Genomic DNA, 22,533 nt, shown 5'->3' with positions numbered 1-22,533 from the left:
TCACATTCTCATTCTTAGAAAGGAATACGTTTATATTTACGGTATTCTGGTTTCCAGAACGATTGATCAATCTTCTGCTTAAGCAAATCATCACTAATGGTTACAGCCACACCATCTGCCATTGCAGCTTTTGCCACTTCAAATGCAATCACTTTAGACACTTGTTGAATTTCACCTAAAGGTGGCAATAAATCAGCTTGTGGATCTTTCAGCAACGGTGAACAGTCTGCTAAAGCACTACTTGAAGCCATAAGCATGTTTTCTGTAACGCGTTTAGCACCTGATGCTACCACACCTAAACCAATACCAGGGAAGATGTATGAGTTGTTGCACTGCGAAATATTATAAAGCTTGCCGTGATGATTTACAGGTGCAAATGGGCTACCCGTTGCAATTAATGCTTTACCTTCAGTCCATTCCACAATATCCGCCGGTACTGCTTCTACACGCGAAGTCGGGTTAGATAACGGCATCACAATTGGTCGTTCACAATTGGCAGCCATTGTTTTAATAATTTCTTCGGTGAATAGGCCCGGCTGACCAGAAACACCGATTAATACTGTAGGCTTGGCATTTTTAACAACATCAAGCAGTGAAATCACTTCTTCAATATTGCCCCATTGGTCTACTACTTCAGCTTTTTGAGCTAACTTACGTTGGAAGTCTAATAGATTTGGCTGATTTTCAGTGATCAAACCAAAACGATCCACCATGTAAACACGAGCACGTGCTTCAGCATCGGTTAGTCCTTCTGAAACCATTTGTGCAACGATTTGCTCTGCAATACCACAACCAGCTGAACCTGCACCTAAGAAAGCAATTGTTTGGTCTTTTAATTGTTTACCTGCTGCACGGCTTGCAGCAATTAAACTACCAACAGAAACCGCTGCTGTTCCTTGAATATCATCATTGAAACAACAAATTTTATCGCGATATTTTTCTAAAAGTGGCATCGCATTTTTTTGTGCGAAATCTTCAAACTGGATGAGCGCTTTTGGCCAACGACGCTTTACAGCTTCAATCACCATATCTACAAAGTCATAATACTCATCACCACTAATACGTGGTTGACGCCATCCCATGTAGATCGGGTCATTTAATAATTGAGGGTTATTCGTCCCTACATCGATTGTGATTGGCAATGTGTAAGCAGGGCTAATACCACCACATGCGGTATACAGCGAAAGTTTCCCAATTGGAATACCCATGCCACCAATACCTTGGTCACCAAGACCTAAAATACGTTCACCATCTGTAATCACGATGACTTTGACATTATTTTTATTAACGTTTTGCAAAATATCATCAATCACATCACGATCTGGATATGAAATGAAAACACCACGATGACGGCGATAGATATCAGAGAAACGTTGACATGCCTCACCCACAGTTGGCGTGTAAATAATTGGCATCATCTCTTCAAGATGATTTTCAATTAAGTGGTAGAACAGAGTTTCGTTGGTATCTTGGATATTACGTAAATAGATGTGCTTATTAATATCATCATTGAAAGCACAATATTGCTGATAAGAGCGTTGGCTTTGCTCTTCGATAGTTTCAATAATATGTGGAAGCAACCCGTGTAAGTTAAAGTTACTTCTTTCTTCTTGAGTGAAAGCGGACCCTTTGTTTAAAAGGGGTAACTCTAAAAGTGTATAGCCTGCATAAGGGATATAAAGGGGATGTTTACTTGGGTGACCTGATATCATTGCCTATCTCATTTTCCAGCTTAGAACTCAGAAAAGTACAGTTTCAGCACTCTCTAAAGCTCGTTGTATGCGTAAGCTTAAGACTATTTAATACAAAATAGGTATTTTAAACTGTGATATTGAAATTGAATACTATTTAGAAAAAACATATAACAAAATTAATATTAAAAATTAATTATTTACATTTTTCATCTTTTTAAAACTATTCTTTCTTAACTCCATATATGACTTAAAATCTTATATTTTTGCCCTATACTACATTTCCATAAAAAATACCAAGTGTTTTACTATCTTATAATTTCAAAAATATTACCTAAAAAGCCTGTATTTACGTATTTTTAGAATTTTTCTAATTTTATTTTTTAATATTTATGAAAAAAATAGTTCTCGGAAACTTCATGAAAGAAATTAGGTGAAAGCGTTAAATGCACTCCCCTAACTCATAGGAAATTTGCTATATTTGACGTTTTTCTGCGACATCTATTTTCGATTGATATGAATACGGCAATACAAGCAGCTCTCGACCATGCAGTGCAAACCCTTCAGCAAGAAGGTGTGCTTCCTTCGGATTGGAATAATTCAAGCAATTTAACGCGCACCAAAGACCGAAGCCATGGCGACTTTGCTTCTAATATTGCCATGATCGGCTCTAAAGCTGCTGGTATGAAACCACGCGATTTAGCTGAGAAAATTCTAGCAGCGCTACCAGAAGTTGCAGACATCAGCAAAGCTGAAATTGCAGGCCCTGGTTTTATCAATTTCTTTTTAAATGCAGATCAACGTTTTGCAATTCTTGACCAGATTCAGGCTCAAAAAGAAAGCTTTGGTCGTAGCCAATCAAATGCAGCTAAAAAGATTCAAGTTGAATTCGTTTCTGCAAACCCGACGTCTAGCCTACACGTAGGTCATGGCCGCGGGGCTGCTTATGGTATGACTGTTGCAAACTTGCTTGAAGCAACAGGTGCTAAAGTTGATCGCGAATATTATGTAAATGATGCTGGCCGTCAAATGGATATTTTGGCGACTTCTACTTATTTACGTTATTTGGAATTACTTGGACAAAACCTTGTATTCCCTAAAAATGCGTATCAAGGCGATTACGTTAAAGAAATCGCACAAGGCATCATTGATAAAGATGGCGATGCTTACGTTCGTGAAGTTGCGAATGTTTATAAAGATGTACCAGAAGACGTGCAATATGCTGAAGAGCTAGATAGCGAAGGCAACAAAGTCGTATTATCTGGCGACAAAGAAAAGCATATTGATGGCCTAATTGCCAATTCACAACAATTATTAGGTGAAGGCTACCGCGTATTCCATCAAGCAGCACTTCATGCCATTTTAGATGATATTAAAGATGATCTTGCTGACTTCGGCGTAACCTTTAACCAATGGTTTAGTGAAGCATCTCTTAGCGCAAAAATTGACGAAGCGTTAGAAACACTTGATCAACGCGGCTTCTTATATGAAAAAGATGGCAACATCTGGTTTAAATCGACTGAATTTGGTGATGAAAAAGACCGTGTTGTGAAGCGCCGTAATGGTCAAACGACTTACTTTGCATCTGACATTGCATATCACTTAAATAAACTACAACGTGGTTATACTGACCTTGTTGATATTTGGGGTTCTGACCACCACGGTTATATCTCTCGCGTAAAAGCTGCGATTGATGCAATGGGTTATGACTCGAAAAAATTAACTGTTCTTTTAGTTCAGTTCGTAAGCTTATGGCGTGGTGGTGAGATGGTTCAAATGTCATCTCGTTCAGGTCAGTTCGTGACTTTACGTGACTTGCGTAAAGAAGTCGGCAATGATGCAGCTCGTTTCTACTACGTGATGCGTAAAAGTGAACAACACATTGACTTTGACCTTGACCTTGCTGTTTCACAAAGTAAAGACAATGCGGTGTATTATATTCAATACGCTCATGCACGTATTTGCCGTATGCTAGAAAAAGCAGCAAGCACTGGCTTACAATTTGAAGTAAGTGCTGCTCGTTCACATGCTGCACGTTTATCACTTGATGCAGAAACTGAAATTCTTGCTAAACTGGCTGCATATCCAGACGTTGTGTTACGTGCTGCTAATGCATATGAACCACACCAAGTAGGTAACTACTTAAAAGAATTAGCTGCGCTATTCCACGGTTGGTACAATGAACACAAAGTTTTAAGTGATGATGCTGAACTTACACAAGCACGCTTATTACTTTCAATCAATGTACAGCAAGTATTGCGCAATGGCTTAGAATTACTCGGTGTTTCTGCACCTGAAGCCATGTAAGTTAGTGTTGGGGTGTTTGGTCAAAGCCATATACCCCTTCATGTTGTAAGAAATAACGCTTTGCAAGGAAATCTATCTATGCGAAGCGATGTTTTAAAGTAAACGAGAACTAAACTCGAAATAAAACAATCAAAATACAGAGGAATAATCCACGTGTTTGGCAAAACGCAACGCGGTGTATCTGAAAGACCTAACAAGCCTAAAAAGCCTTTAATTCCTAAATGGTTAGGGACACTTGTCGCTATTTTAGCGGTCTTATGTATCGCAGTAATGCTCATGCTTTGGAAACCGTGGCAACCTGTTTCCTCAAAAAACCAGATTACTTCTGAGCACTATAAAGAAGAAGAAACCAATAAAGATTACCGCTTTTATGATCTATTGCCTCAACAGCAGGTCACTCCTATTCCGGAACAGGCAATTCCAGAAAGTAAAAATCAGGGTACTGCTATGATTGTAGAAGCACCTAGTACAGCTCAACCTGCCGCTTCTGAACCTGCAAGTGTAAGCACTGACGACACGACTGACTCAACAGCTGCTATACCTCAACAACCAAATTATATTTTACAAGTTCGAAGCTATACTGACCCCGATCAAGCAGATGCTCGACGTGCAGAAATCATTTTAAATGGCTTATCGGCTGATGTAATTAAAAGCTCTGAGAATGGAAAAACTTGGTATCGTGTTATTTCTGGTCCATATGACACTCAAGAAGCTGCTCTCGCTGCTCAACAAACATTGCAGCATAGCGGTATTGACTCTATTGTGATTAAACGCAAATAAAGATTAAGTAATAAAAAAGGAACAAGTATTTGTTCCTTTTCTTTTATATATCAGCACAATTTCTTTCGTTTGACCCTAAACCTTTCTGTCTCGCTTTTTGAAAAGCTGGTCTTTGTTGAATCCGATGTAAGAATGCTTGAATATGCGGATATTTACCTTGAAGACGTGACTGTAAAGCCTCTAGTGGAAAACTCATTTGAATATCTGCAAATGAAAAATCCCCCGCAAAATATTCATGCTCAGCCAAATAATTTTCTAAAAAACTAATATGGTCTTTCATACGTGGACGAACAAAATTTGCTTTAACCCCTTCTGTAATTTTCTTTGCCACAGGCTGAATTAGCCAAGGTACATGTTTATTGACCTTGTTCATGACCAAAGTCATCACTAATAACGGCATAAGTGAGCCTTCGGCATAGTGCATCCAGTAAATATACTGCTGTAAATCCTGAGCTTGCTTAGGTTTAAACTGCTGCTTTTGATCATATCGCTGCTGCAAATACTCTAAAATAACAGCCGATTCCGCGATAACTTGCTCATCATCTGTCAAAATAGGTGCCTTGCCAAGCGGATGAATACATTTCAATGTTTCTGGTGCTGAATAGTTCGGAAGACGCTGATAAAAATGAATATCATAATCCAAGCCTAACTCTTCTAAAGCCCATAAAATCCGAAACGATCGCGAACATTCCAGGTGGTGTACACTAATCATGGTATTGCCTACTTTTATTTTTCTTTTTTACATAAAAAACAGCATGTGAACATGCTGTTTTATTCCATTTGTGGGATGGATATAAATCATCCACCGCAACAAAATAGCATTTTTATGCTGTAACAAGCACAGTATGAATGTCTAAACTACGTAACAAAGTTTTAGTGACTGGAGTTTTACTGCATATCGTTAAGATTTTTTGCTGAAGTTCTTCGTTTGGAAGTTCTTTAAAAACAATACGACGCTCGATATGTTCTTCATGCTCTCGGTTGGTATGAAAATCAATTTCAACCGAGTACTCACCAAAATCATAACCCTTATGTTTTGCATACATTCTTAAAGTAATAAGTGTACATGCTGCTAGACTTCCGGTAAGCAAATCATAAGGTGCAGGCCCTTGGTCATGCCCTTCTAGCTTTTCAGGCTCATCACAAAAGTATTGATGACGGCCGCTGGTAATTTCACCTTTCCATTGTTCTGCAAGAGGCTTTGCTTTACTGCTCGCAATTACTGCTGTCATTTTGATGCTCTCATTTGATCTGGAAGAACTGGTGCTTCTAAGCGGGCACCCACATAATCTGGAATTTCACCAAAACGCACGTCATGATTAACCCATTGCTCACGTGCTTCTTTTAAATCGTCCATCGTACGCGCAACGAAATTCCACCATAATAAGATCGGAGTTTCAAAAGGTTCACCACCGATTAATAGCACACGGTTCCCTTTCTTTACTTCAATCTCAATTTCGTTCAAACCTGTATCTAATACAACCATATTGTCAGCAGTAAGTTCATGGCCATTCACATGAGCTACGCCATCTAATGCCATAAAACCATATTCAAATTCAGGATTTAGTGGAATACGTGTTTTAGTATCTTGGGTAGCAATGAGATCAACCCCTACTAACGGTGTATGAACCACAACTGGAGAAGTCGTCTCTAAATATTCACCCACCAGTACAGTAAATTCCAGACCGTCTTTTTCAACAACAGGAAGATCGGGATAATGTTCAAATTTCGGATCCATGTTGCGCTTATGGTCCGGTAATGCGATCCAGAGCTGTGCCGCATGCATTTGAGTTTCAGTATCAGGTGCAACCTCGGTATGAGAAATACCATGTCCTGCTGTCATCAAATTTACCTGTTTAGGGCGAATTAATTGCTTTGACCCTAAACTATCGGTATGCATCATGGTCCCTTCAATCATCCAAGTGAAGGTTTGCAAACCAATATGTGGATGAGGTCCTACATCTAAACCATTGCCGGCAGGAAATGTTACTGGTCCTGCATGATCTAAAAAGCACCATGCCCCAATCATTCTTTTTTGTCGACTAGGTAAAGCCCGCTTAATCACCGTCCCCTGTCCAATTTCGGCAGAGCGAATTGGAAATTCCTGAATAAATTGATTGGCAAATTTTTCGCAATCCTTTGAATCCGAAATATCGTAATCGTTATTATTGCTCATGATATTACTCACTTTTACCTATGCTTTTGCAATGAGTCGTTATACTGATCTTAACAATACACTCATTATTCAATATAGTCTTTTAGTAATACACAGGGTGCTATGAATGAGACAATCAATTTTTAACAATCGAAAATTTAAAGGTATATGGCCAACTTAAGGTGATTGAGTCTTAACTTGTTGTTTTAAATTTTTCATAAATTGTCCAAACTGTGGCAAGAATTCTTGAAACAATGGATGGTCTCGATTCTCTAACATGACTTCACTAAATAACTTTAGACCGACTGCAAAAGACTTTGTGGTTTGATCATCAAAAAATTCTGCTTTCTTTAACTTTTCAACAATCTCAAAAATATCGTCATGATTACCAGTATAGAACTCGAGCCTTTCCGTATAGGTAGAAACTTCCCCTTTGGCATCTTTTAAATGTTGTACCGTAACGTGATATTGATGCTGTTTCATACATAAACCCTCTATTAAAGTTGATAGTTTTTAGATAATTTCAACCTGTTTAAGACCCACCTATAGGCGCCCAATCGCAACAGCAGCCTGATCAATTTTTTCAGCAATTTGATAGATCTGCTCTTGCTTCAACTCAGTGGTATTCAATTTCAAACGTAAAGCCGTCTTTAAGTTTTCCATGGCACGGTGAATTTCGATTAATTGATCATTACTGTGAATTTCACGTCTCAAACGCAATTTCTCTAACAACCCACTTAGCTTGTCTTGGTGTTCATTTAAATAAGCTTCCCCAAATTCCGTAATTTGATATTGTTTACGCTCTACATCTAGCAAGTTAATGAGGTTCATTTCTTCCAGGCTGGTTAAAGTCGGATAGATTGTTCCTGCACTTGGTGTATAGCCATCGCCTACCAAATCACTTATTTCTTTAATAATTTCATAACCATGCTTAGGACTTTGCTGAATAAGATGAAGGACTAAAAGTTTCATACGTCCAGCTTCAAAAAGTCTCCCACGACGCCCCGAACGGTGATGGGCGTGATGATGGTCATTATGTTCAGCATGATGATGTTCTAATTGTTGTCTCATCTTTGGAGGTTCCCTGATATACTAATTTATAACCATTAAGATATATCTTAATATATCTTTTATCAAGAAAAAGTAATAAAAGCCAACCTATTGCTTTGATAATTATTAAAATTAATATTATTTTCTTTAAATGCTAAGTAATAAAAAAGAGTGCTTAAGCACTCTTATATAGCCGTATGTTTAGTAAAGTCGGTAAAAAAGCCAGAATCTAAAAAATTATTATGTGATCAAATTTCTTTTCTGCTCAAACTGCTCTTCAATTTTTGAACTCAGAAAATTAACAATAGGCTGCAAAGCATAATGTTCCTCTTGCCAATTTTGTTTGCCTATTTCCCCTCTATATTCCTGTATAAGCCGCTGCAATACGAATTTCTGCTCAGGAGGAAGCTGAGGCATAACCCATCGAGCTGCATTGTCTTTTGAAGCAATATCCTTCATGACTAAACTAAAATAGATCCGGCATAAAGCTAAAATCTGGTTTCTTTCATCTGCATCCTCATCCCAATGAGCTACAATTTCGGGATAAGTATCAGACATTGCTTGCCATAGTTCTTGATCAGAAATTTCAGGTGCCCATTGGTCCAAAGCTGGACCAAATAAAACTATATGATGAAATCTCGCTTTTCTAAGCAATATACTAATATCTGGGTCTTTCTGCGAACTTAATGTTCCACCTTCTTTAAGTTCTTCACGTAGCCATTCACCAAACTGCATTTCATAACTTAAAGGATAATTTCCAGCCTGAATCTCATGTTTTAATAAAATAGTAACTTCTAATGGTCTTTGTAATTCCCCAACAGGCTGTGAAATTTTTAGTAATTCTTGTGTAAGCTGCTCGCGTAAAGCAGATGTTAATGGTTGAGTAACCACGACCAGGACATCAAGGTCACTTTCTGGCCCTAAGCCACCATCAACAGCTGAACCATAAAGATAGATTGCAAATAATGATTCCGCTAAAAGTTGCTGTAATTTTTCTTGTAGATATTCTAACTGAATGAAATCAGACATCTCTCACCTCCTTCGGAAGAAACAGATATAAAAAAGGCAGGATTTAATCCTGCCTTTTCATTTGATTATTCCCACTCAATCGTTGCTGGTGGTTTAGATGACACGTCGTATACCACACGTGATACATCTTTAATTTCGTTCATAATGCGTGTTGAGATTTTATCAACCAATTCGTATGGTAAATGTGCAAAACGAGCTGTCATAAAGTCAACTGTTTCAACTGCACGAAGCGCAATCACCCATGCATAACGGCGGCCATCACCGACTACACCCACTGATTTAACAGGTTGGAAGACAGCAAATGCTTGAGCTGTTTTATCATACCAACCGCTGTCACGAAGCTCTTGCATAAAGATATCATCAGCAAGACGAAGAATATCTGCATATTCTTTTTTCACTTCACCCAAAATACGAACGCCTAAACCTGGGCCCGGGAATGGATGACGGTAGATCATGCTGTGCGGTAAACCAAGTGTAGTACCTAATTTACGTACTTCATCTTTAAACAAGTCACGTAAAGGTTCAACCAATTCAAATGCTAAATCATCTGGTAAACCACCCACATTGTGGTGAGATTTAATAACGTGTGCTTTACCTTGTTTGCTTGCAGCAGATTCAATTACGTCTGGGTAAATTGTACCTTGCGCCAAGAATTTCACGCCATCAAGTTTACGTGCTTCTTCAGCAAATACTTCAATAAACTCACGACCAATAATTTTACGCTTCGCTTCAGGATCGGTAACGCCAGCTAGAGCATTTAAAAAACGCGCTTCTGCATCTGCACGAATAACACGAATACCCATGTTTTCAGCAAACATTTGCATCACTTGGTCACCTTCGTTTAAACGAAGTAAACCATTATCAACAAATACACATGTTAATTGGTCACCAATCGCTTTGTGTAAAAGCGCAGCAACAACAGATGAGTCAACACCACCAGAAAGACCTAAAAGTACTTTCTCATTACCAATTTGCTCACGTAACTGCTCTACACGCAAATCGATGATGTGTTCAGGTGTCCAAAGGCCACCACATCCACAAATTTTGTGAACGAAATTAGAAAGTAGCTCTTCACCTTTTGCCGTGTGTGTTACTTCTGGGTGGAACTGAACACCGTAAAAACGGCGTGTTTCATCACTTACAGCAGCAACTGGACAGCTTGGTGTGCTTGCAGTAATCGTAAAACCTTCTGGAATCTGGCTCACTTTGTCGCCGTGGCTCATCCAAACGTGTAGTTGGTTTTCGCGGTCTTGTAAGTTGCCAATAAGTTGGTCACGTTTAACGATATCAACTTCGGCATAACCAAACTCATGTACAGTACCCGGCTCAACTTTACCGCCTAACTGTTCAGACATGGTTTGTAAACCATAGCAAATACCCAATACTGGAACGCCTAATTCAAACACCACTTGCGGTGCGCGAGGGCTGCCCTCTTCATGCACACTCTCAGGTCCACCTGATAAAATGATACCGTTTGGCTTAAAAGCACGAATGTCTTCTTCAGACATATCAAAGGCATACATTTCAGAGTAAACACCAGCTTCACGTACACGACGTGCAATGAGCTGACTATATTGAGAGCCGAAATCCAGGATCAGGATACGATCTTCAGTAATTTGAGTATTGGTAGTCATGACAAACCACTAAATGGCAAAAGAATTAAGCGCGCCATTTTAACATTTTTCACGCTTCGACGCACCGCAAATCATCATATATCTTATTTTTTTCATATTAGAATCATTTTAATAGTTAGAATAATCGATATAAAATATTATTTATTTATATTTATCAATACCCTAAAAGTTACTTTAGAGCTTCATGCATATTGATAAATTCATCACATTCTATGCAACATCATAATGAATTTGATGTTAAGATGACCCGATAAAACAGGCATTACCATGGAAAGGTAAATACCATTAAGCGATATTTGTCTGACCTTAAACAGTTATCCGTTTTTTATGGCTTGTTGCCCCATATCAAAATCAATAGAAATCTAAGGAACAACAATGCTTCAAACTATGATTGCAGATTTCCAGCAACATTTTTGGTTGTATGTCTCTATTCCTTTCATGAGTGGTTTAATTGGCTATGTCACTAAAGTGATTGCCATTCAAATGATGTTTTCACCACTTGAATTTAAAGGTATTAAACCGTTTTTTGGCTGGCAAGGTATTGTGCCTCGTAAAGCCGAAAAAATGGCAACGACTGCTGTAGAGCTTATGACGGCTAAGCTCATTAAGCCCGAAGAAATTTTTGCTCGCCTTGACCCAAAGCGTATTGCTAAAGAGATTGAAAAACCATTAATGGCAGCAGCAGAAGATATTACCCGTGAGGTTGCTCAAGAATATCAACCAGGCTTATGGGAAGGCATGCCTGAGTTTGCCCGCCAAAGACTGATCCGCAGAGTGCAATCAAAAGCCCCGGAAATTGTCGAGCACATCATGAGTGAAGTGCAACGTGACGTAAATCGATATTTTGATATTAAACATTTAGTCATTAGTAATTTACTTAAAGACAAACGCCTACTGAACAATATTTTTAAACGTGTAGGCAAACAAGAGTTTAAGTTTTTCAGTAACGTTGGTTTTGTATTTGGTTTTGGTATTGGTGTGATCCAGATGCTCTGCTGGATTGTCACACAAGGAAAATATCCTTGGATGCTACCTCTGTTTGGCGGATTTGTAGGTTTTTTTAGTGACTGGATTGCCCTACAAATGATGTTTAGACCCCTCTATCCGAAAAAAATATTGGGCTATACATGGCAAGGTCTATTTATTAAACGTCAAAATGAAGTGGCAGCTGACTATGCAGCTTTAATTTCCAAACAACTTTTGACTTCACGCCATATGATGGAAGAGTTGTTTTCAGGTACTCACTCTGCACGTGTTATTGAGCTGGTTAACCGTCATGTCAAACAGGAAATTGATATGCAAGCAGGTGTAATCCGCCCCCTCGTTGTTTATGCAATTGGTGGAGAAAAATACCAGAATATGAAAACTCAGGTTGCGGAACGTATCATGCAGCAACTTCCAGAGACTATGAAATATGTTGAGTCTTATGCAGAAGATGCCATGAATATTCGCAATACCCTGATTGAGCGTATGCAGAAATTAACGCCTTCGGAATTTGAAGGTATGCTACGTCCAGCCTTTAAAGAAGATGAGTGGGCACTCATTGCAGTAGGCGCAGTACTTGGTTTTGTTGTTGGTGAGCTACAAATCCAGTTTATGCTTTAATTTTTAAATATAAAAAAACCGGATGAATGAATCATCCGGTTTTTATTTTGCTTTAGATATTATTTTTCAATTGCATGGTCGAGGCTAATACGTCCAGCACCGTGAAGCATCAAGAAGAATAAACCACCTGCCATTGCAAGATTTTTCATAAAGTGGATGCCATTGTTATATTGTGCTGCTGCATCAGCCCCACCTTGGTGAAATAAGAACGCAGTTAAGATACTAAAGATCCCAAGACCAAAAGCTGCGAAACGTGCTTGGAAACCAAATAACAACGCTAAACCACCACCGAACTCAACCAGAATGACTAATGGTAGAAGTCCACCTGGAACACCCATTGCTTCCATATATCCTGCAGTTGCTGCATAACCGGTAATTTTCCCCCAACCAGCAGCAAGAAAGATATAAGCGATAAGAAGACGAGCAACAAGGCTAATAAAACTGTCTGCGCCTGGTTGCGTCACGATATTTTTGACCACCACATTTGGATTAAACATATTGCCACCTTTATTTAATGCTTATTTGTTGATGAACTCATTCTAGGTTTGGGACATTGATAATTAAATACTCAAAATCCATATATATCGTTGCACAAATAGGATGATCAATTTGTATATTTTTGATGTTTTATACTGACTTTCTATAGGCTCGCTGCTAGGATTTGAGCACGGTTTACCACTTAATCATCTCATGGAACTTCTTGATTTTATTCTACACGTTGATCAACATCTCGCCGAATTTATCACAAATTACGGGACGTGGATTTATGGCATTTTATTTTTAATTATTTTTGTCGAAACCGGTTTAGTGGTTATGCCGTTCTTACCGGGTGACAGCTTACTGTTCGCAGCAGGTGCTTTAGCGGCTTCTACAGGCACAATGGACCCTTGGTTACTGGGCATTCTACTCTTCATTGCCGCGGTTTTAGGCGATACAGTGAACTATCATATTGGACGTTTTATCGGTCCACGTGTATTTGAGATGAATTCACGCTTTATTAATAAGCAACATTTAATTAAGACTCAAGAATTCTTCGCCCGTCATGGTGGCAAGACTATTATTTTTGCACGTTTCATTCCATTTGCTCGTACCTTTGCACCTTTCGTTGCTGGCGCTGGCAGCATGAATTATAAGTTTTTCTTAACTTATAACGTAATTGGCGCATTCTGTTGGGTAGCTTCTTTTGTCACTTTAGGCTATCTCTTCGGTGGACATCCACTTGTAAAAGATAACTTTACCCACCTTATTTTTGGCATCATTATTATTAGTATTTTACCGGGTGTGATCGGCTTCATACGTCAAAAGCTAAAAAACCGCAAAGCTAACGTTTAAAGAGCAATTAGAAAAAACGGAATACTACCGGAAGCATACATAAAATAAGTAACATGGCCGATCCTTTATATAGGTGATCGGCCTTTATTTTTTTCATTGATCCCGTCAATAAAGCACGTCCGAAAAACATCCAGAAACTTGCTGCTGGAATAAGAATCAAAGTAAAAGCAGCCAGAACCATGAGAAAATTTTCAGGCGAATTCCATGTTTCAGCGGGGAAAATACCTGCGGCAAAAAGTAAAGACTTAGGATTTTTTAAAGTTGAGAAGAATAATTGACGTGGGCGAATATTACGATGATTTTGGCTAAATTGTTGTAAATGCGTGGTTTTCCATAAGCGGAATGCCATCCAGAATACATATAATACGCTAGTGATGTGCAAAATAAGCAGTAGTGCAGGCCAAACCGGATCTGCCAAATGAATGAACACCGCCCAAAAACTAATGCCATAAGCGTAGCCCAACCATTCCATTGGAATAAGCCAGAATGTTTTAGATAAACCTTGTGAGTGAGCGGCGGTTGCAAGTAATGCGTTTGTCGGGCCCGGAATAAGTAAAACAGCCAACATTGCTAATACAAAAAACCAGCTCTCAATCATATAATTTCCACATTAGTAAAGATGCGGCAACATTAAACGAAATGGGCAAAATATAGCAAGTTTAGAGCGTATTCCGATTAGAAAGAATACAAGTTATTCTAAGGCTTATTTTTAAAAAATTATTGATTTATAATAATTTTATTATGAAACATTTTGCTAAACTTTATTCATCACAATATGCAATTAGTTAGCATATTGTGATGCAAAACTGATGATTAATTCGTCTTTTTCCGAACAATAATTGGACAATTCTTAAACTGAGCAGCCTGAACAATGGCTTCTTGTTGACCTAATACACGTGAAAGTTCGGTGTTTTTGGTTGAAGAAGATTGTCCCATATTGACAGAGATGGATGGGCCGAATCCCCAACCGCCTCGTCCCCAGCCACCGCCAAGCCCGAGTCCAACACCCATACCTGTACTTTTTGGTGTCTGTACACCATTGTCGATATATTGTTGAATACGGTTATATTCACTTTGTAGCTGCTGGCAACTCAAAGATTGATACTGCGTCGGAGACACATAAGTCGGTTTTACCGTTGTAGCACAAGCGCCCAATAGTAAAGTGGCCGCTGCCAAAGGCACAATATATAAGCCTTTCATCATTTTTCTCTTATCGTTTTGGTTCAATTTCGCTGAACAATGCCTCATAAGCCTGAGTCAATTTGTGTTCTGGCGCTAAGTGAGCCAAAGGTAAATTTTTCTGATGTGATTCTTTCATCAAAATCGAAGGCGGTAACATGCTATTGAGCACTGGTAACCCTTCATCTTTCAACTGTTGAACCACTTCCCGAGGTAGTTTTGCTTGGGACTGGAACTGATTCACCACAATTCCTTCAATTTCCAAGCGATCATTATGATCATCTTGCGTTTCGAGAACATTTTCAATCAATGTTTGTAAAGCACGCTTTGAAAAGACATCACAGTCGAAAGGAATCAGAACCTTATCTGCTGCAATTAATGCAGACAATGTGAAAAAGTTAAAGGCTGGAGGTGTATCAATATAAATGCGGTCATAGCGCCCAACCAAGCTTTGAATAGAGTCACGCAATTTATAAATTTTATGTTTGCTTTCAAGTGCATGTTCAAGAGCACCAAGCGTAGGGCTAGCGGGAAGCACATCTAATTTTGCAAAGGATGTAGAGTGTACAAAACTGTCGAGATCTTTGTTGCGTGGAGCTTTTAGAATTGAGCCCAGTGCGTTCCCAATTAAACCTTTTTGTTGATTATTTCCCAACACATCTTCAAAGAAGTTTTCAATATTTGGTTCTAAAACTGCTTTATCAGCAGCGTATGTTGCTTCTTCGCCTAAAAGGTATTGGCTTGAGTTGGCTTGAGGATCAAGATCGATAACCAAGGTCCTTAAGCCATGTTTGGCGCTAATGGCAGCCAAATTTACAGTAATACTTGATTTCCCTACACCGCCTTTTTGGTTAAACACCACACGAGTTAGCATGTTTCCCTCTACATATTTTTTTACTGTATGCAGTTTAACCTAGAGCTTACGCAAAAAGGCAAAGAATGTAGAACAATTAAGCAAAAACAGGTTTCACTATCACCAAAATAATAATGGCAACAAATGCGATTGCACTAATGACTAAACCCGCACGGCGCTGAGCTAGTAAAATAGTGTCATCCTTTTTAAAGGCTTTCATTAAAGATGATAAAAGCACTAAAAATAAGATAATTTTAGCGTAGAACCATGGCTGTACCTGAAAGTTCTTCATCACCAGTAAAATTGCTCCGGTAATGAAAACCACGGTAAATGACAAATGCTGTAAAGCAACTAAAACTTTACGCCCTGCTGGGTTAGGTTGTTCACCTTGTACACCAATAAATAGTGTAGAAGCGCGTAATACAAAAACCATAAGTGCGGCTGCTACCGCAGTCATATGGATAATTTTAGTGAGTAAATGTGCATCCATAAACTAAGCCCTTAGTTTTTAGGTGCATGTGCACATTCTGGACTTGCTGGCGCTTGACCTTGCCACTCACTTGGTAAATAAGCGTGGATTGCTAAAGCATGAATTTGTCCTGGATTCATTAAATCAGAAGCCAAGGCATAAACTTTTTGATGACGCTGAACCAAACGCAAGCCGTTAAATTCTTCACTCACCACAATCACTTTAAAGTGGGATTCTTTACCAGGAAAATAACCACCGTGGCCGGCAGACTCATTAATGACTTCTAAATGGCTAGGTGCAAGGGTCTGTAACCGTTCAATCAACTGTTGTTCAAGGCTCATAGCTTTTCCTTTTACGATTATTCGTATATTTAGACCTAGTATACCCTGTCTACACACAAACAAAAGTTGCTCTTGTACGCTTTAACTTCAAACAAAATGTCTATTTATTCGGCAACTTATCAATAAAAATAACTCTAAATGCTCATTTCTGTTTTTATTTTATGCAATCAGCATAATTATTTGCATAAAGTTGTTGACCCTTGTTTTGCTTAATGTATTATAAGCGGCACGCGGGAATAGCTCAGTTGGTAGAGCATAACCTTGCCAAGGTTGGGGTCGCGAGTTCGAGTCTCGTTTCCCGCTCCAGATTGGTTTTTTTTGAGAAAGTTTTAGTAAAAACTGCTCATACATGCGGGAATAGCTCAGTTGGTAGAGCATAACCTTGCCAAGGTTGGGGTCGCGAGTTCGAGTCTCGTTTCCCGCTCCAAATTCAAAAGGCACTTATCGGAAGGTAAGTGCCTTTTTCTTTTGATCTGTTTATATATTTAGAATTTCAAAATCACTCATTGCCTTGATTTAAGTTAGTTATGTTCGCAAGGTTCTAGAGTTATTCGATGTGTAGATATATAAGGTAATAATTGAAAACAATCTATATTAAAGCTTTCTAGGCAATGACTCTGCTGTAAACATAGGGAGAAGATAAAACTATAATTATAGATATAACTTTTAAAATGATACTGCTCGGTTCTTTGAACATCATTCTTGGTTAAATCGCAAAATTGTATATGTTCAGGTGATACATGAAAGTTGAGCTTCTTTAAATGACGGCTCATTCCTTCACCAGTACATTTAATATAGGATTCTTTTAAGGTCCATATTTGAAAAAAACGTTGATATACACTAGTTGGATTAGTCCATTCATTTTGCTGAATCCATTCAATTTCACTTGGCGCTAACACGCTATCGACACGCCTCCATTCGAACTCATGGTTCATTCTTTCGACATCGACTCCTATTTCTCCTTTTTCTGTCACAGCAAAGACAATAAGGTCCGCAGAGTGACTAAGATTAAAATAAATAGCCTTATTGCCTCGTACAAAAGGTTTGCCGTTAGGTTGTAATTGAATGATGACCTCATGAGGCAAGATACCCAACTTATCTGATAAAACAGACTTCATTAACACACGAGAAATTAAGAAAAGTCGTGCAGCATGAGAATGATATTGATCATATCTCAGCTTTTCTGTCGCATTGAGAAAGCTGAGATAATGACTCAATATGAGATGGTTGTTTGGTACCCGTGAAATTGGGCAAACATAAACCTGTACGTTCGCTACATCAGACATCACTAAGCTGTGCTGTAGTGCTGATGTACTTTGTCAGAACCGGTGTAAGGTAATCATAAACCGCTTCTACATGGGTAACGTGTGGATTATGACCTGCGCCAGCGATGATATGTACAGGAATCTCAGGACTGATTGGAGTAACAATTGGATCTTTCTCTCCCACAATAATCTCGATTTTAGATCGAAGCTCAGAAAGCAAAGCTGTCTGTGCTGCGCGCTGCTGCGGCAAATTAATGTGGTGCATGTACTCACTAATATGCTTAGACACTGACATGCGGCGTAGTGAATCCATCGCATATCTCACTGACAGATTTTGTTGCCCCTCTGGATGTAAATCTTTAGCAATCACATCTTTCGGCACAAAACGGAAAATGAGTTTAGATATCGCTTGTATCTGAAACATTTTTGCAGCCTGTGCCTGAACAAAATAAGGCGATATAAGGATAAGGCGTGCAACTTTATCTGGATATTTCTTTGCAAGATTTAATGCAAAAAGACATCCTAATGAGTGGGCAATCACCACACTATTTGGTGCCAAAAGCTCTGCCGCAGTATCAATAAATTGATGGTTATTATCTTCCATCATTTCATAACTACCTGAACGCCCAAGTCCCGGTAAGTCCATCATAGCGACCTGATCATAAGTAATTTTATTGATGATTGGAGACCAACATGCACTATCAAATGGAATACCGTGTAAAAATAATGCAGAAGCTTTTTCTGAACCAACTGGCTGCTTAGTATAGATTTCTGTCCAATATCGATTCTGATAGCTAAAAGAATTAGGTGTTGGTACTTGCATACGACCAAAACGTGTAAACACCAAGCGATCAATCCAGCGAGAAAAATAAGGCATGATACTGATCAGGTCTGCGATGCCCATCTTCGCCGCCATCGCCTCTGCCCCAGCAACATGGTAGTGCTCGGTAGAAATGAAAGAAAGTTGCTCTTTAGAACCGTCAAGTAATACCTCTGGTAATTTCTCGAGCAAAACTTTAGGTATTTGTAAATGTGGTGAGCTAACTCCCAAATGCTCAGCAGCTAGGTGAACTAGGCGATGAAATTTGGGTGTCGCAGGATCAAGCAGCATATACTCCTGAGCAATGGTCTCAGGATAAGATATCGTTCGGATCAGAAAGCTCACAATATACTGCATATTGCATAGAGGTAGGAATGTGTCACGACCACCAGGTAATGCCAGTAAACGTCCCTGATAGAGCTTATCAATCATGTCAGCAATACCGATATATTGCATATCGCCATAATTATAAAAACCATCAATGACTGTCGCCGGATTTATTGCAGTCCATGGCACATTTAAACGCTTACAGGCCTCAATGAAAGCTTGATGCCCTAGAATTTTTGAAGCCTCATAACCACCATGTTTGCAATACAACTCATCAGCCGATTCTTGCGGCGGCGCAGCCACACGATACCCGCCAATCCAGATAAATCGCTCAAGCTGCTTCAATGTTGCAGCCCATTCAATCAACGCCAGCCCTGACTTAATATTGGTACGCTCAGCTTCAGCTTTGCTAATGCCCCAATTAAATGATGCTGCGAGATGATAAATTACATGGATTTTTGTCTGGGCGTCCGATAATAGAGAGTCCAGCTTAAAATCGCGACTTAAATCATATTCAACAAAAGATATAGATGGATCAGCCAGCCCTTGGGTTGTAATGAAACCTAACAGCTTATCTTTCTTGGTTGCGGCATTACGCAGCGCAGCAATCACCTGATGACCTTCACGCAAAAGTTCAACGATCAATCTGCTGCCAATAAAACCTGCTGCACCTGTTACTAATATGGTCTTCCGTGAAAAATTATCTTTTTTTGCGTTATTTAAATTATCCATAAATCACCTTATTAGGTGCTGGGCACTCCAGCATTGTTTTGAAGCGAGTTATCTTAAAAGTTATATCGAACCTGGGCATACACCAGACTGTTATCTCTAAATTGTCCTAGTACCGTATCATTTCTGCCCCAGAAGCGATCTCCGCCTGCATTCAACTGCCAGTGATCATTGAGGTTGTAGTTAATACGTACTCTCAACAATTCATTAGGCTCTGGTGCAAAATAGAATCCTGTAAATTCTAACTTTAAATTGTCATTCAATAGGTTAAGCGCATAACGCAGCATAGCTCCATACTGATCTTGCTCATATTGATCACTAATCGTTTGCTGATAACGGTAGACTTCTCTCACTAATGGATTTGTTAGGTTATCGGCAGATTTGAAGTCCTCTGTATGCTTGTACACGCCTACTAAACTCAGCGTAGAATTTTTTAATGACCATTCCGGCCCCATAACCACAGTTAAATTATTTTTCTTATGGATAAGATCTTCGCTACCATTCGAGTCAGTCTTTGTATATGCAGCTTCACCGCGCCATACGAGATCGTTATGGTTATAACTGAAATCAAACCCATAGACAGATATAGGATTATTTTTCAGTTGTAATGTTGCCCCTGTTGGAGATAACGACTGTAGTGATAAATCAGGCATGTGATCCAATCCTGAAAAATAGGATGCCCCTACATCTAGACCATCTACGGAATAATCCCAACGCATTGCAAATGCAGGACGGCTCTTACGGTCTATGTCATACTGAACACCAGCAATCTGACGCAATGGAATCACATCTGAACGACTACGCGGATACCACAATGCCGTCCATTTATTGGTTCCAGATTCAGGAATATACGTCAATTTGAGTGCATCATTTCCCAGACGTTGATCTGTCTCATCTGGTACTAGACGCGTATAGTCACGAGGCGATAGGTTATCCGTTGGGTTAATCCCATCAGCTCTCCCCCAAACTACAATCTGACGACCAACATCGACATAGATGGTCTGGTCCCAATTATATGACGCATACAACTCACGTAAGTTACGATTTACCTTACTCACCTGATCTGGGTTTACAGTGTGGTCCGTTTCGTCTGAAACCACTATGTCGTAATGCAGCTTAAATGCAGGGTTAAACTTGAGCGTACCATTGGACCAGAAACTTGCTTGCCCAATGTTTTTTAACGAACTTAAATCACGATCTGATGACCACACATCGAGTCTCGCTGAGTTTTGGCTCACAAAACTCATTTCGCTGTCATCTGCATAAGTATGCTGCAGTAGCATAAAGCTACTGCAGCATACAAATACCCAATAGGCACCTTGCGTCATTTCTCAAGACTCTGCGGTGAGAAAAGCTTATCGGACAAGGTTTTTTCTGCCGCAAAATCATTGACGATCACTTGCGTCATATGTTGAGTTTGCAGATTCTTCGCCATAGATTTCATGGCTTGCCATCTTGGTTTCACTTTGCCGTAAGGACGGATATCGGTAAATTCAATATGTTTTAATGGTTTGCCTGCTGTATCCCAAATGTCGATGGTTGCTGTAACAAAGTTGTCTTTGAGTATGCACATACGACGTTTGCTATAACCAAAGTCACTCTTCACCGTATTATTGATTGGCGTTGCTTCAATCATGTAGCAATCTTTGCCATTAAATTTGCCATCTGCCAGTTTCGTATACTTCCAATCACTGAGCTTATAGCCAAGAACATCACCATAACTAAAGTCCGTACCAATAAAAGCATCACCTTTATTCGCTGAGGCAAGACGGCGTACTTTTTTCAATGCAGGTAAATAGACGAACATGCTATCGCTGCCTTTTGCATTTTCAATTAACAGCGTCGTGGTTCCTTGGACATCTGCTGGCGAGATAAACTCAGTCAAACGCATGTTGTTCTGCGTATTTCCAGCAAGCTTGGTCATATTTTTAGTTAAACGTACACGTTGCTCGCCATTTTTAGAGGTCAAAATAAATTTGGCACTAGCCGTTGAAGACAAGAACTTAGAGGCATCATCACTACGATTAACAATATCTTGAACTTCATCTGCATGAGATGTTTTAGGCATCGACATTGTGAGCACTGTACCCAACAAAAGGCTTGTCACCACAGTTTGTGCAACAGGTATGCTCTTCTTCTTTGAAGAAAAGATAAAACGAGGTTTTAATATTAGAATCATTGTAGGTACCATAATTAAGGTTGCAAATACACTGAAAAGCATCGCAATCACAATAAACATCGCGAGCCATTGATGGACGTGAAAGCCTTGTGATAAGGACAATACGCCATACCCACCAGCAACCGCAGTCGCGACAAAAAGAGATGCCTTACCAGCAGTACTTAAAGTTTTACGAATAGCGTCTTTGATATCACCGCCTTCTTCGCGCAAGATTTCACGCAAGCGGTAGAGGAAGTAGATGGCATAATCCGCACCAATACCTACAGCCATGGCCGAGATGAGTGAGTTTGGAATATTGAGTGGAATGTCGAGCCAGCCCATCACGCCAAAGATGGCAAGAATTGAGAACAGAAGTGGAGTCAGAACAATCAGTCCAGCTGAAATCGAACGGAAAACCAATGCTGAAATAAAGAATACGGCAAATGAAATTTGTAGAATGTTCATGAGCTTGCCGTGAACCATCGTTTCAGTCAAAGCAATGGTCTGCGTTACATCACCACCAAAACTTACTACAGCCTTATCACCCAATTGACCCGCCATATACGTTTTTAGCGACTCAAGGATTTCTTTAATGCGATGATTACTACCAGTTTTCAGAAGAATCGTGATCTTGGCATAGCGCTGGGTGGTATCAATGTATGAATCAAAATCAGTCGGCTCACCAGACATTGAATACAGCAGCAGATACTGAGCAACTACATCTTTGGTTGCAGGAACCTGAAATGCTTGTGGCTGATCAGCATTCATTGCCTGATTCATTCGTTTGATATATAGTCAAACTACTTTAT

21 protein-coding genes, 2 tRNA genes and 1 pseudogene are annotated in these 22,533 nt (G+C 39.4%); 6 read left to right on the top strand and 18 right to left on the bottom strand.

All coding sequences use genetic code 11. From position 1 onward, the window contains the following. Window positions 1-14 precede the first annotated feature (14 nt). Entirely contained in the window at window positions 15-1,712 is a 1,698-nt protein-coding gene (locus tag RFX69_RS13235; RefSeq protein WP_000623101.1) for an NAD-dependent malic enzyme, read from the bottom strand. Between the two features lie 495 nt (window positions 1,713-2,207). On the opposite strand from RFX69_RS13235, the gene argS reads away from it, so the two are divergent. Both argS and RFX69_RS13225 read left to right on the top strand, forming a co-directional pair. Beyond that, window positions 2,208-3,998, top strand: coding sequence for an arginine--tRNA ligase (gene argS, locus RFX69_RS13230; protein WP_001090284.1), 1,791 nt, complete (start codon window positions 2,208-2,210; stop codon window positions 3,996-3,998). 153 nt (window positions 3,999-4,151) lie between these two features. After that, on the top strand, window positions 4,152-4,778 hold the full coding sequence (locus tag RFX69_RS13225; RefSeq protein WP_000467261.1) for an SPOR domain-containing protein: 627 nt from the start codon (window positions 4,152-4,154) through the stop codon (window positions 4,776-4,778). Between the two features lie 43 nt (window positions 4,779-4,821). On the opposite strand, the gene RFX69_RS13220 is transcribed toward RFX69_RS13225, so the two are convergent. The 7 genes from RFX69_RS13220 to guaA form a co-directional block, all read right to left on the bottom strand. Further along, entirely contained in the window at window positions 4,822-5,490 is a 669-nt protein-coding gene (locus RFX69_RS13220; RefSeq protein WP_289332825.1) for a glutathione S-transferase, read from the bottom strand. 112 nt (window positions 5,491-5,602) lie between these two features. Beyond that, a complete protein-coding gene (locus RFX69_RS13215) occupies window positions 5,603-6,010 on the bottom strand; it encodes an OsmC family protein (protein ID WP_000127662.1) in 408 nt (135 codons plus the stop codon). Continuing rightward, complete coding sequence (locus RFX69_RS13210; protein WP_000069626.1) at window positions 6,007-6,954, bottom strand: pirin family protein; 948 nt, start codon at window positions 6,952-6,954, stop codon at window positions 6,007-6,009. Before RFX69_RS13210 ends, RFX69_RS13215 begins: the two co-directional genes overlap by 4 nt. Window positions 6,955-7,110: 156 nt before the next feature. Next, entirely contained in the window at window positions 7,111-7,416 is a 306-nt protein-coding gene (locus tag RFX69_RS13205) for a DUF3861 domain-containing protein (protein WP_000809281.1), read from the bottom strand. A gap of 60 nt (window positions 7,417-7,476) precedes the next feature. Beyond that, window positions 7,477-8,004 (bottom strand): PadR family transcriptional regulator, encoded by a 528-nt coding sequence (locus RFX69_RS13200; protein ID WP_289332824.1) that lies wholly within the window; start codon window positions 8,002-8,004, stop codon window positions 7,477-7,479. 219 nt (window positions 8,005-8,223) lie between these two features. After that, window positions 8,224-9,012, bottom strand: a complete 789-nt coding sequence (locus tag RFX69_RS13195; protein ID WP_289332823.1) for an ANT(3'')-II family aminoglycoside nucleotidyltransferase — start codon at window positions 9,010-9,012, stop codon at window positions 8,224-8,226. 65 nt (window positions 9,013-9,077) lie between these two features. Further along, window positions 9,078-10,646 (bottom strand): glutamine-hydrolyzing GMP synthase, encoded by a 1,569-nt coding sequence (gene guaA / locus RFX69_RS13190; RefSeq protein ID WP_000210750.1) that lies wholly within the window; start codon window positions 10,644-10,646, stop codon window positions 9,078-9,080. A 387-nt stretch (window positions 10,647-11,033) separates the two neighbouring features. On the opposite strand from guaA, the gene RFX69_RS13185 reads away from it, so the two are divergent. Beyond that, complete coding sequence (locus RFX69_RS13185) at window positions 11,034-12,251, top strand: DUF445 domain-containing protein (RefSeq protein WP_169518027.1); 1,218 nt, start codon at window positions 11,034-11,036, stop codon at window positions 12,249-12,251. A gap of 59 nt (window positions 12,252-12,310) precedes the next feature. Here RFX69_RS13185 and RFX69_RS13180 read toward each other — a convergent pair whose 3' ends face one another. Continuing rightward, the gene (locus RFX69_RS13180) at window positions 12,311-12,748 is read right to left on the bottom strand and encodes a DoxX family protein (RefSeq protein WP_000483007.1); all 438 of its coding nucleotides are present in this window, start codon (window positions 12,746-12,748) and stop codon (window positions 12,311-12,313) included. A 193-nt stretch (window positions 12,749-12,941) separates the two neighbouring features. Between RFX69_RS13180 and RFX69_RS13175 the strand changes: the two genes are divergently transcribed. After that, window positions 12,942-13,583: a DedA family protein gene (locus RFX69_RS13175; RefSeq protein ID WP_000421344.1), complete on the top strand. Its 642-nt coding sequence runs from the start codon at window positions 12,942-12,944 to the stop codon at window positions 13,581-13,583. 7 nt (window positions 13,584-13,590) lie between these two features. On the opposite strand, the gene RFX69_RS13170 is transcribed toward RFX69_RS13175, so the two are convergent. From RFX69_RS13170 to RFX69_RS13150, 5 genes are all read right to left on the bottom strand, one after another. After that, on the bottom strand, window positions 13,591-14,181 hold the full coding sequence (locus RFX69_RS13170) for a LysE family translocator (RefSeq protein ID WP_000573143.1): 591 nt from the start codon (window positions 14,179-14,181) through the stop codon (window positions 13,591-13,593). A 215-nt stretch (window positions 14,182-14,396) separates the two neighbouring features. Next, complete coding sequence (locus RFX69_RS13165; RefSeq protein WP_000677529.1) at window positions 14,397-14,783, bottom strand: hypothetical protein; 387 nt, start codon at window positions 14,781-14,783, stop codon at window positions 14,397-14,399. Window positions 14,784-14,793: 10 nt separating this feature from the next. Next, complete coding sequence (locus RFX69_RS13160; protein ID WP_000957989.1) at window positions 14,794-15,636, bottom strand: ParA family protein; 843 nt, start codon at window positions 15,634-15,636, stop codon at window positions 14,794-14,796. Window positions 15,637-15,712: 76 nt separating this feature from the next. Next, window positions 15,713-16,105, bottom strand: a complete 393-nt coding sequence (locus RFX69_RS13155) for a SirB2 family protein (RefSeq protein WP_000338677.1) — start codon at window positions 16,103-16,105, stop codon at window positions 15,713-15,715. Window positions 16,106-16,116: 11 nt separating this feature from the next. Further along, on the bottom strand, window positions 16,117-16,425 hold the full coding sequence (locus RFX69_RS13150) for a BolA family transcriptional regulator (RefSeq protein ID WP_000051227.1): 309 nt from the start codon (window positions 16,423-16,425) through the stop codon (window positions 16,117-16,119). Between the two features lie 230 nt (window positions 16,426-16,655). On the opposite strand from RFX69_RS13150, the gene RFX69_RS13145 reads away from it, so the two are divergent. Continuing rightward, window positions 16,656-16,731 (top strand) — tRNA-Gly (locus tag RFX69_RS13145). A 45-nt stretch (window positions 16,732-16,776) separates the two neighbouring features. Then, window positions 16,777-16,852: transfer RNA gene (locus RFX69_RS13140), tRNA-Gly, on the top strand. Window positions 16,853-16,946: 94 nt separating this feature from the next. On the opposite strand, the gene RFX69_RS13135 is transcribed toward RFX69_RS13140, so the two are convergent. From RFX69_RS13135 to RFX69_RS13120, 4 genes and pseudogenes are all read right to left on the bottom strand, one after another. Continuing rightward, window positions 16,947-17,711 (bottom strand): 4'-phosphopantetheinyl transferase superfamily protein, encoded by a 765-nt coding sequence (locus RFX69_RS13135; protein ID WP_289332822.1) that lies wholly within the window; start codon window positions 17,709-17,711, stop codon window positions 16,947-16,949. Then, complete coding sequence (locus RFX69_RS13130; protein WP_289332821.1) at window positions 17,704-19,569, bottom strand: alpha/beta fold hydrolase; 1,866 nt, start codon at window positions 19,567-19,569, stop codon at window positions 17,704-17,706. Before RFX69_RS13130 ends, RFX69_RS13135 begins: the two co-directional genes overlap by 8 nt. Before the next feature lie 53 nt (window positions 19,570-19,622). Next, window positions 19,623-20,894, bottom strand: coding sequence for a DUF1302 family protein (locus RFX69_RS13125; protein ID WP_030423775.1), 1,272 nt, complete (start codon window positions 20,892-20,894; stop codon window positions 19,623-19,625). Continuing rightward, a pseudogene (locus tag RFX69_RS13120) lies at window positions 20,891-22,516 on the bottom strand (outer membrane lipoprotein-sorting protein); the annotation flags it as partial. The pseudogene RFX69_RS13120 and the gene RFX69_RS13125, both read right to left, overlap by 4 nt. Window positions 22,517-22,533: the final 17 nt, after the last annotated feature.

Source organism: Acinetobacter sp. 148, assembly GCF_031196675.1.
GTDB classification, from domain to species: domain Bacteria; phylum Pseudomonadota; class Gammaproteobacteria; order Pseudomonadales; family Moraxellaceae; genus Acinetobacter; species Acinetobacter baumannii.
Note: the sequence above shows the minus strand (reverse complement) of the source record. Positions and strands in the feature narration are given on the sequence as shown.

Coding starts and splice junctions, on each gene's coding strand:
- RFX69_RS13235 (WP_000623101.1), bottom strand. CDS start 1,712: ATGATATCAGGTCACCCAAGTAAACATCCCCTTTATATCCCTTATGCA.
- argS (WP_001090284.1), top strand. CDS start 2,208: ATGAATACGGCAATACAAGCAGCTCTCGACCATGCAGTGCAAACCCTT.
- RFX69_RS13220 (WP_289332825.1), bottom strand. CDS start 5,490: ATGATTAGTGTACACCACCTGGAATGTTCGCGATCGTTTCGGATTTTA.
- RFX69_RS13215 (WP_000127662.1), bottom strand. CDS start 6,010: ATGACAGCAGTAATTGCGAGCAGTAAAGCAAAGCCTCTTGCAGAACAA.
- RFX69_RS13210 (WP_000069626.1), bottom strand. CDS start 6,954: ATGAGCAATAATAACGATTACGATATTTCGGATTCAAAGGATTGCGAA.
- RFX69_RS13205 (WP_000809281.1), bottom strand. CDS start 7,416: ATGAAACAGCATCAATATCACGTTACGGTACAACATTTAAAAGATGCC.
- RFX69_RS13200 (WP_289332824.1), bottom strand. CDS start 8,004: ATGAGACAACAATTAGAACATCATCATGCTGAACATAATGACCATCAT.
- RFX69_RS13195 (WP_289332823.1), bottom strand. CDS start 9,012: ATGTCTGATTTCATTCAGTTAGAATATCTACAAGAAAAATTACAGCAA.
- guaA (WP_000210750.1), bottom strand. CDS start 10,646: ATGACTACCAATACTCAAATTACTGAAGATCGTATCCTGATCCTGGAT.
- RFX69_RS13185 (WP_169518027.1), top strand. CDS start 11,034: ATGATTGCAGATTTCCAGCAACATTTTTGGTTGTATGTCTCTATTCCT.
- RFX69_RS13180 (WP_000483007.1), bottom strand. CDS start 12,748: ATGTTTAATCCAAATGTGGTGGTCAAAAATATCGTGACGCAACCAGGC.
- RFX69_RS13175 (WP_000421344.1), top strand. CDS start 12,942: ATGGAACTTCTTGATTTTATTCTACACGTTGATCAACATCTCGCCGAA.
- RFX69_RS13170 (WP_000573143.1), bottom strand. CDS start 14,181: ATGATTGAGAGCTGGTTTTTTGTATTAGCAATGTTGGCTGTTTTACTT.
- RFX69_RS13165 (WP_000677529.1), bottom strand. CDS start 14,783: ATGAAAGGCTTATATATTGTGCCTTTGGCAGCGGCCACTTTACTATTG.
- RFX69_RS13160 (WP_000957989.1), bottom strand. CDS start 15,636: ATGCTAACTCGTGTGGTGTTTAACCAAAAAGGCGGTGTAGGGAAATCA.
- RFX69_RS13155 (WP_000338677.1), bottom strand. CDS start 16,105: ATGGATGCACATTTACTCACTAAAATTATCCATATGACTGCGGTAGCA.
- RFX69_RS13150 (WP_000051227.1), bottom strand. CDS start 16,425: ATGAGCCTTGAACAACAGTTGATTGAACGGTTACAGACCCTTGCACCT.
- RFX69_RS13135 (WP_289332822.1), bottom strand. CDS start 17,711: ATGTCTGATGTAGCGAACGTACAGGTTTATGTTTGCCCAATTTCACGG.
- RFX69_RS13130 (WP_289332821.1), bottom strand. CDS start 19,569: ATGGATAATTTAAATAACGCAAAAAAAGATAATTTTTCACGGAAGACC.
- RFX69_RS13125 (WP_030423775.1), bottom strand. CDS start 20,894: ATGACGCAAGGTGCCTATTGGGTATTTGTATGCTGCAGTAGCTTTATG.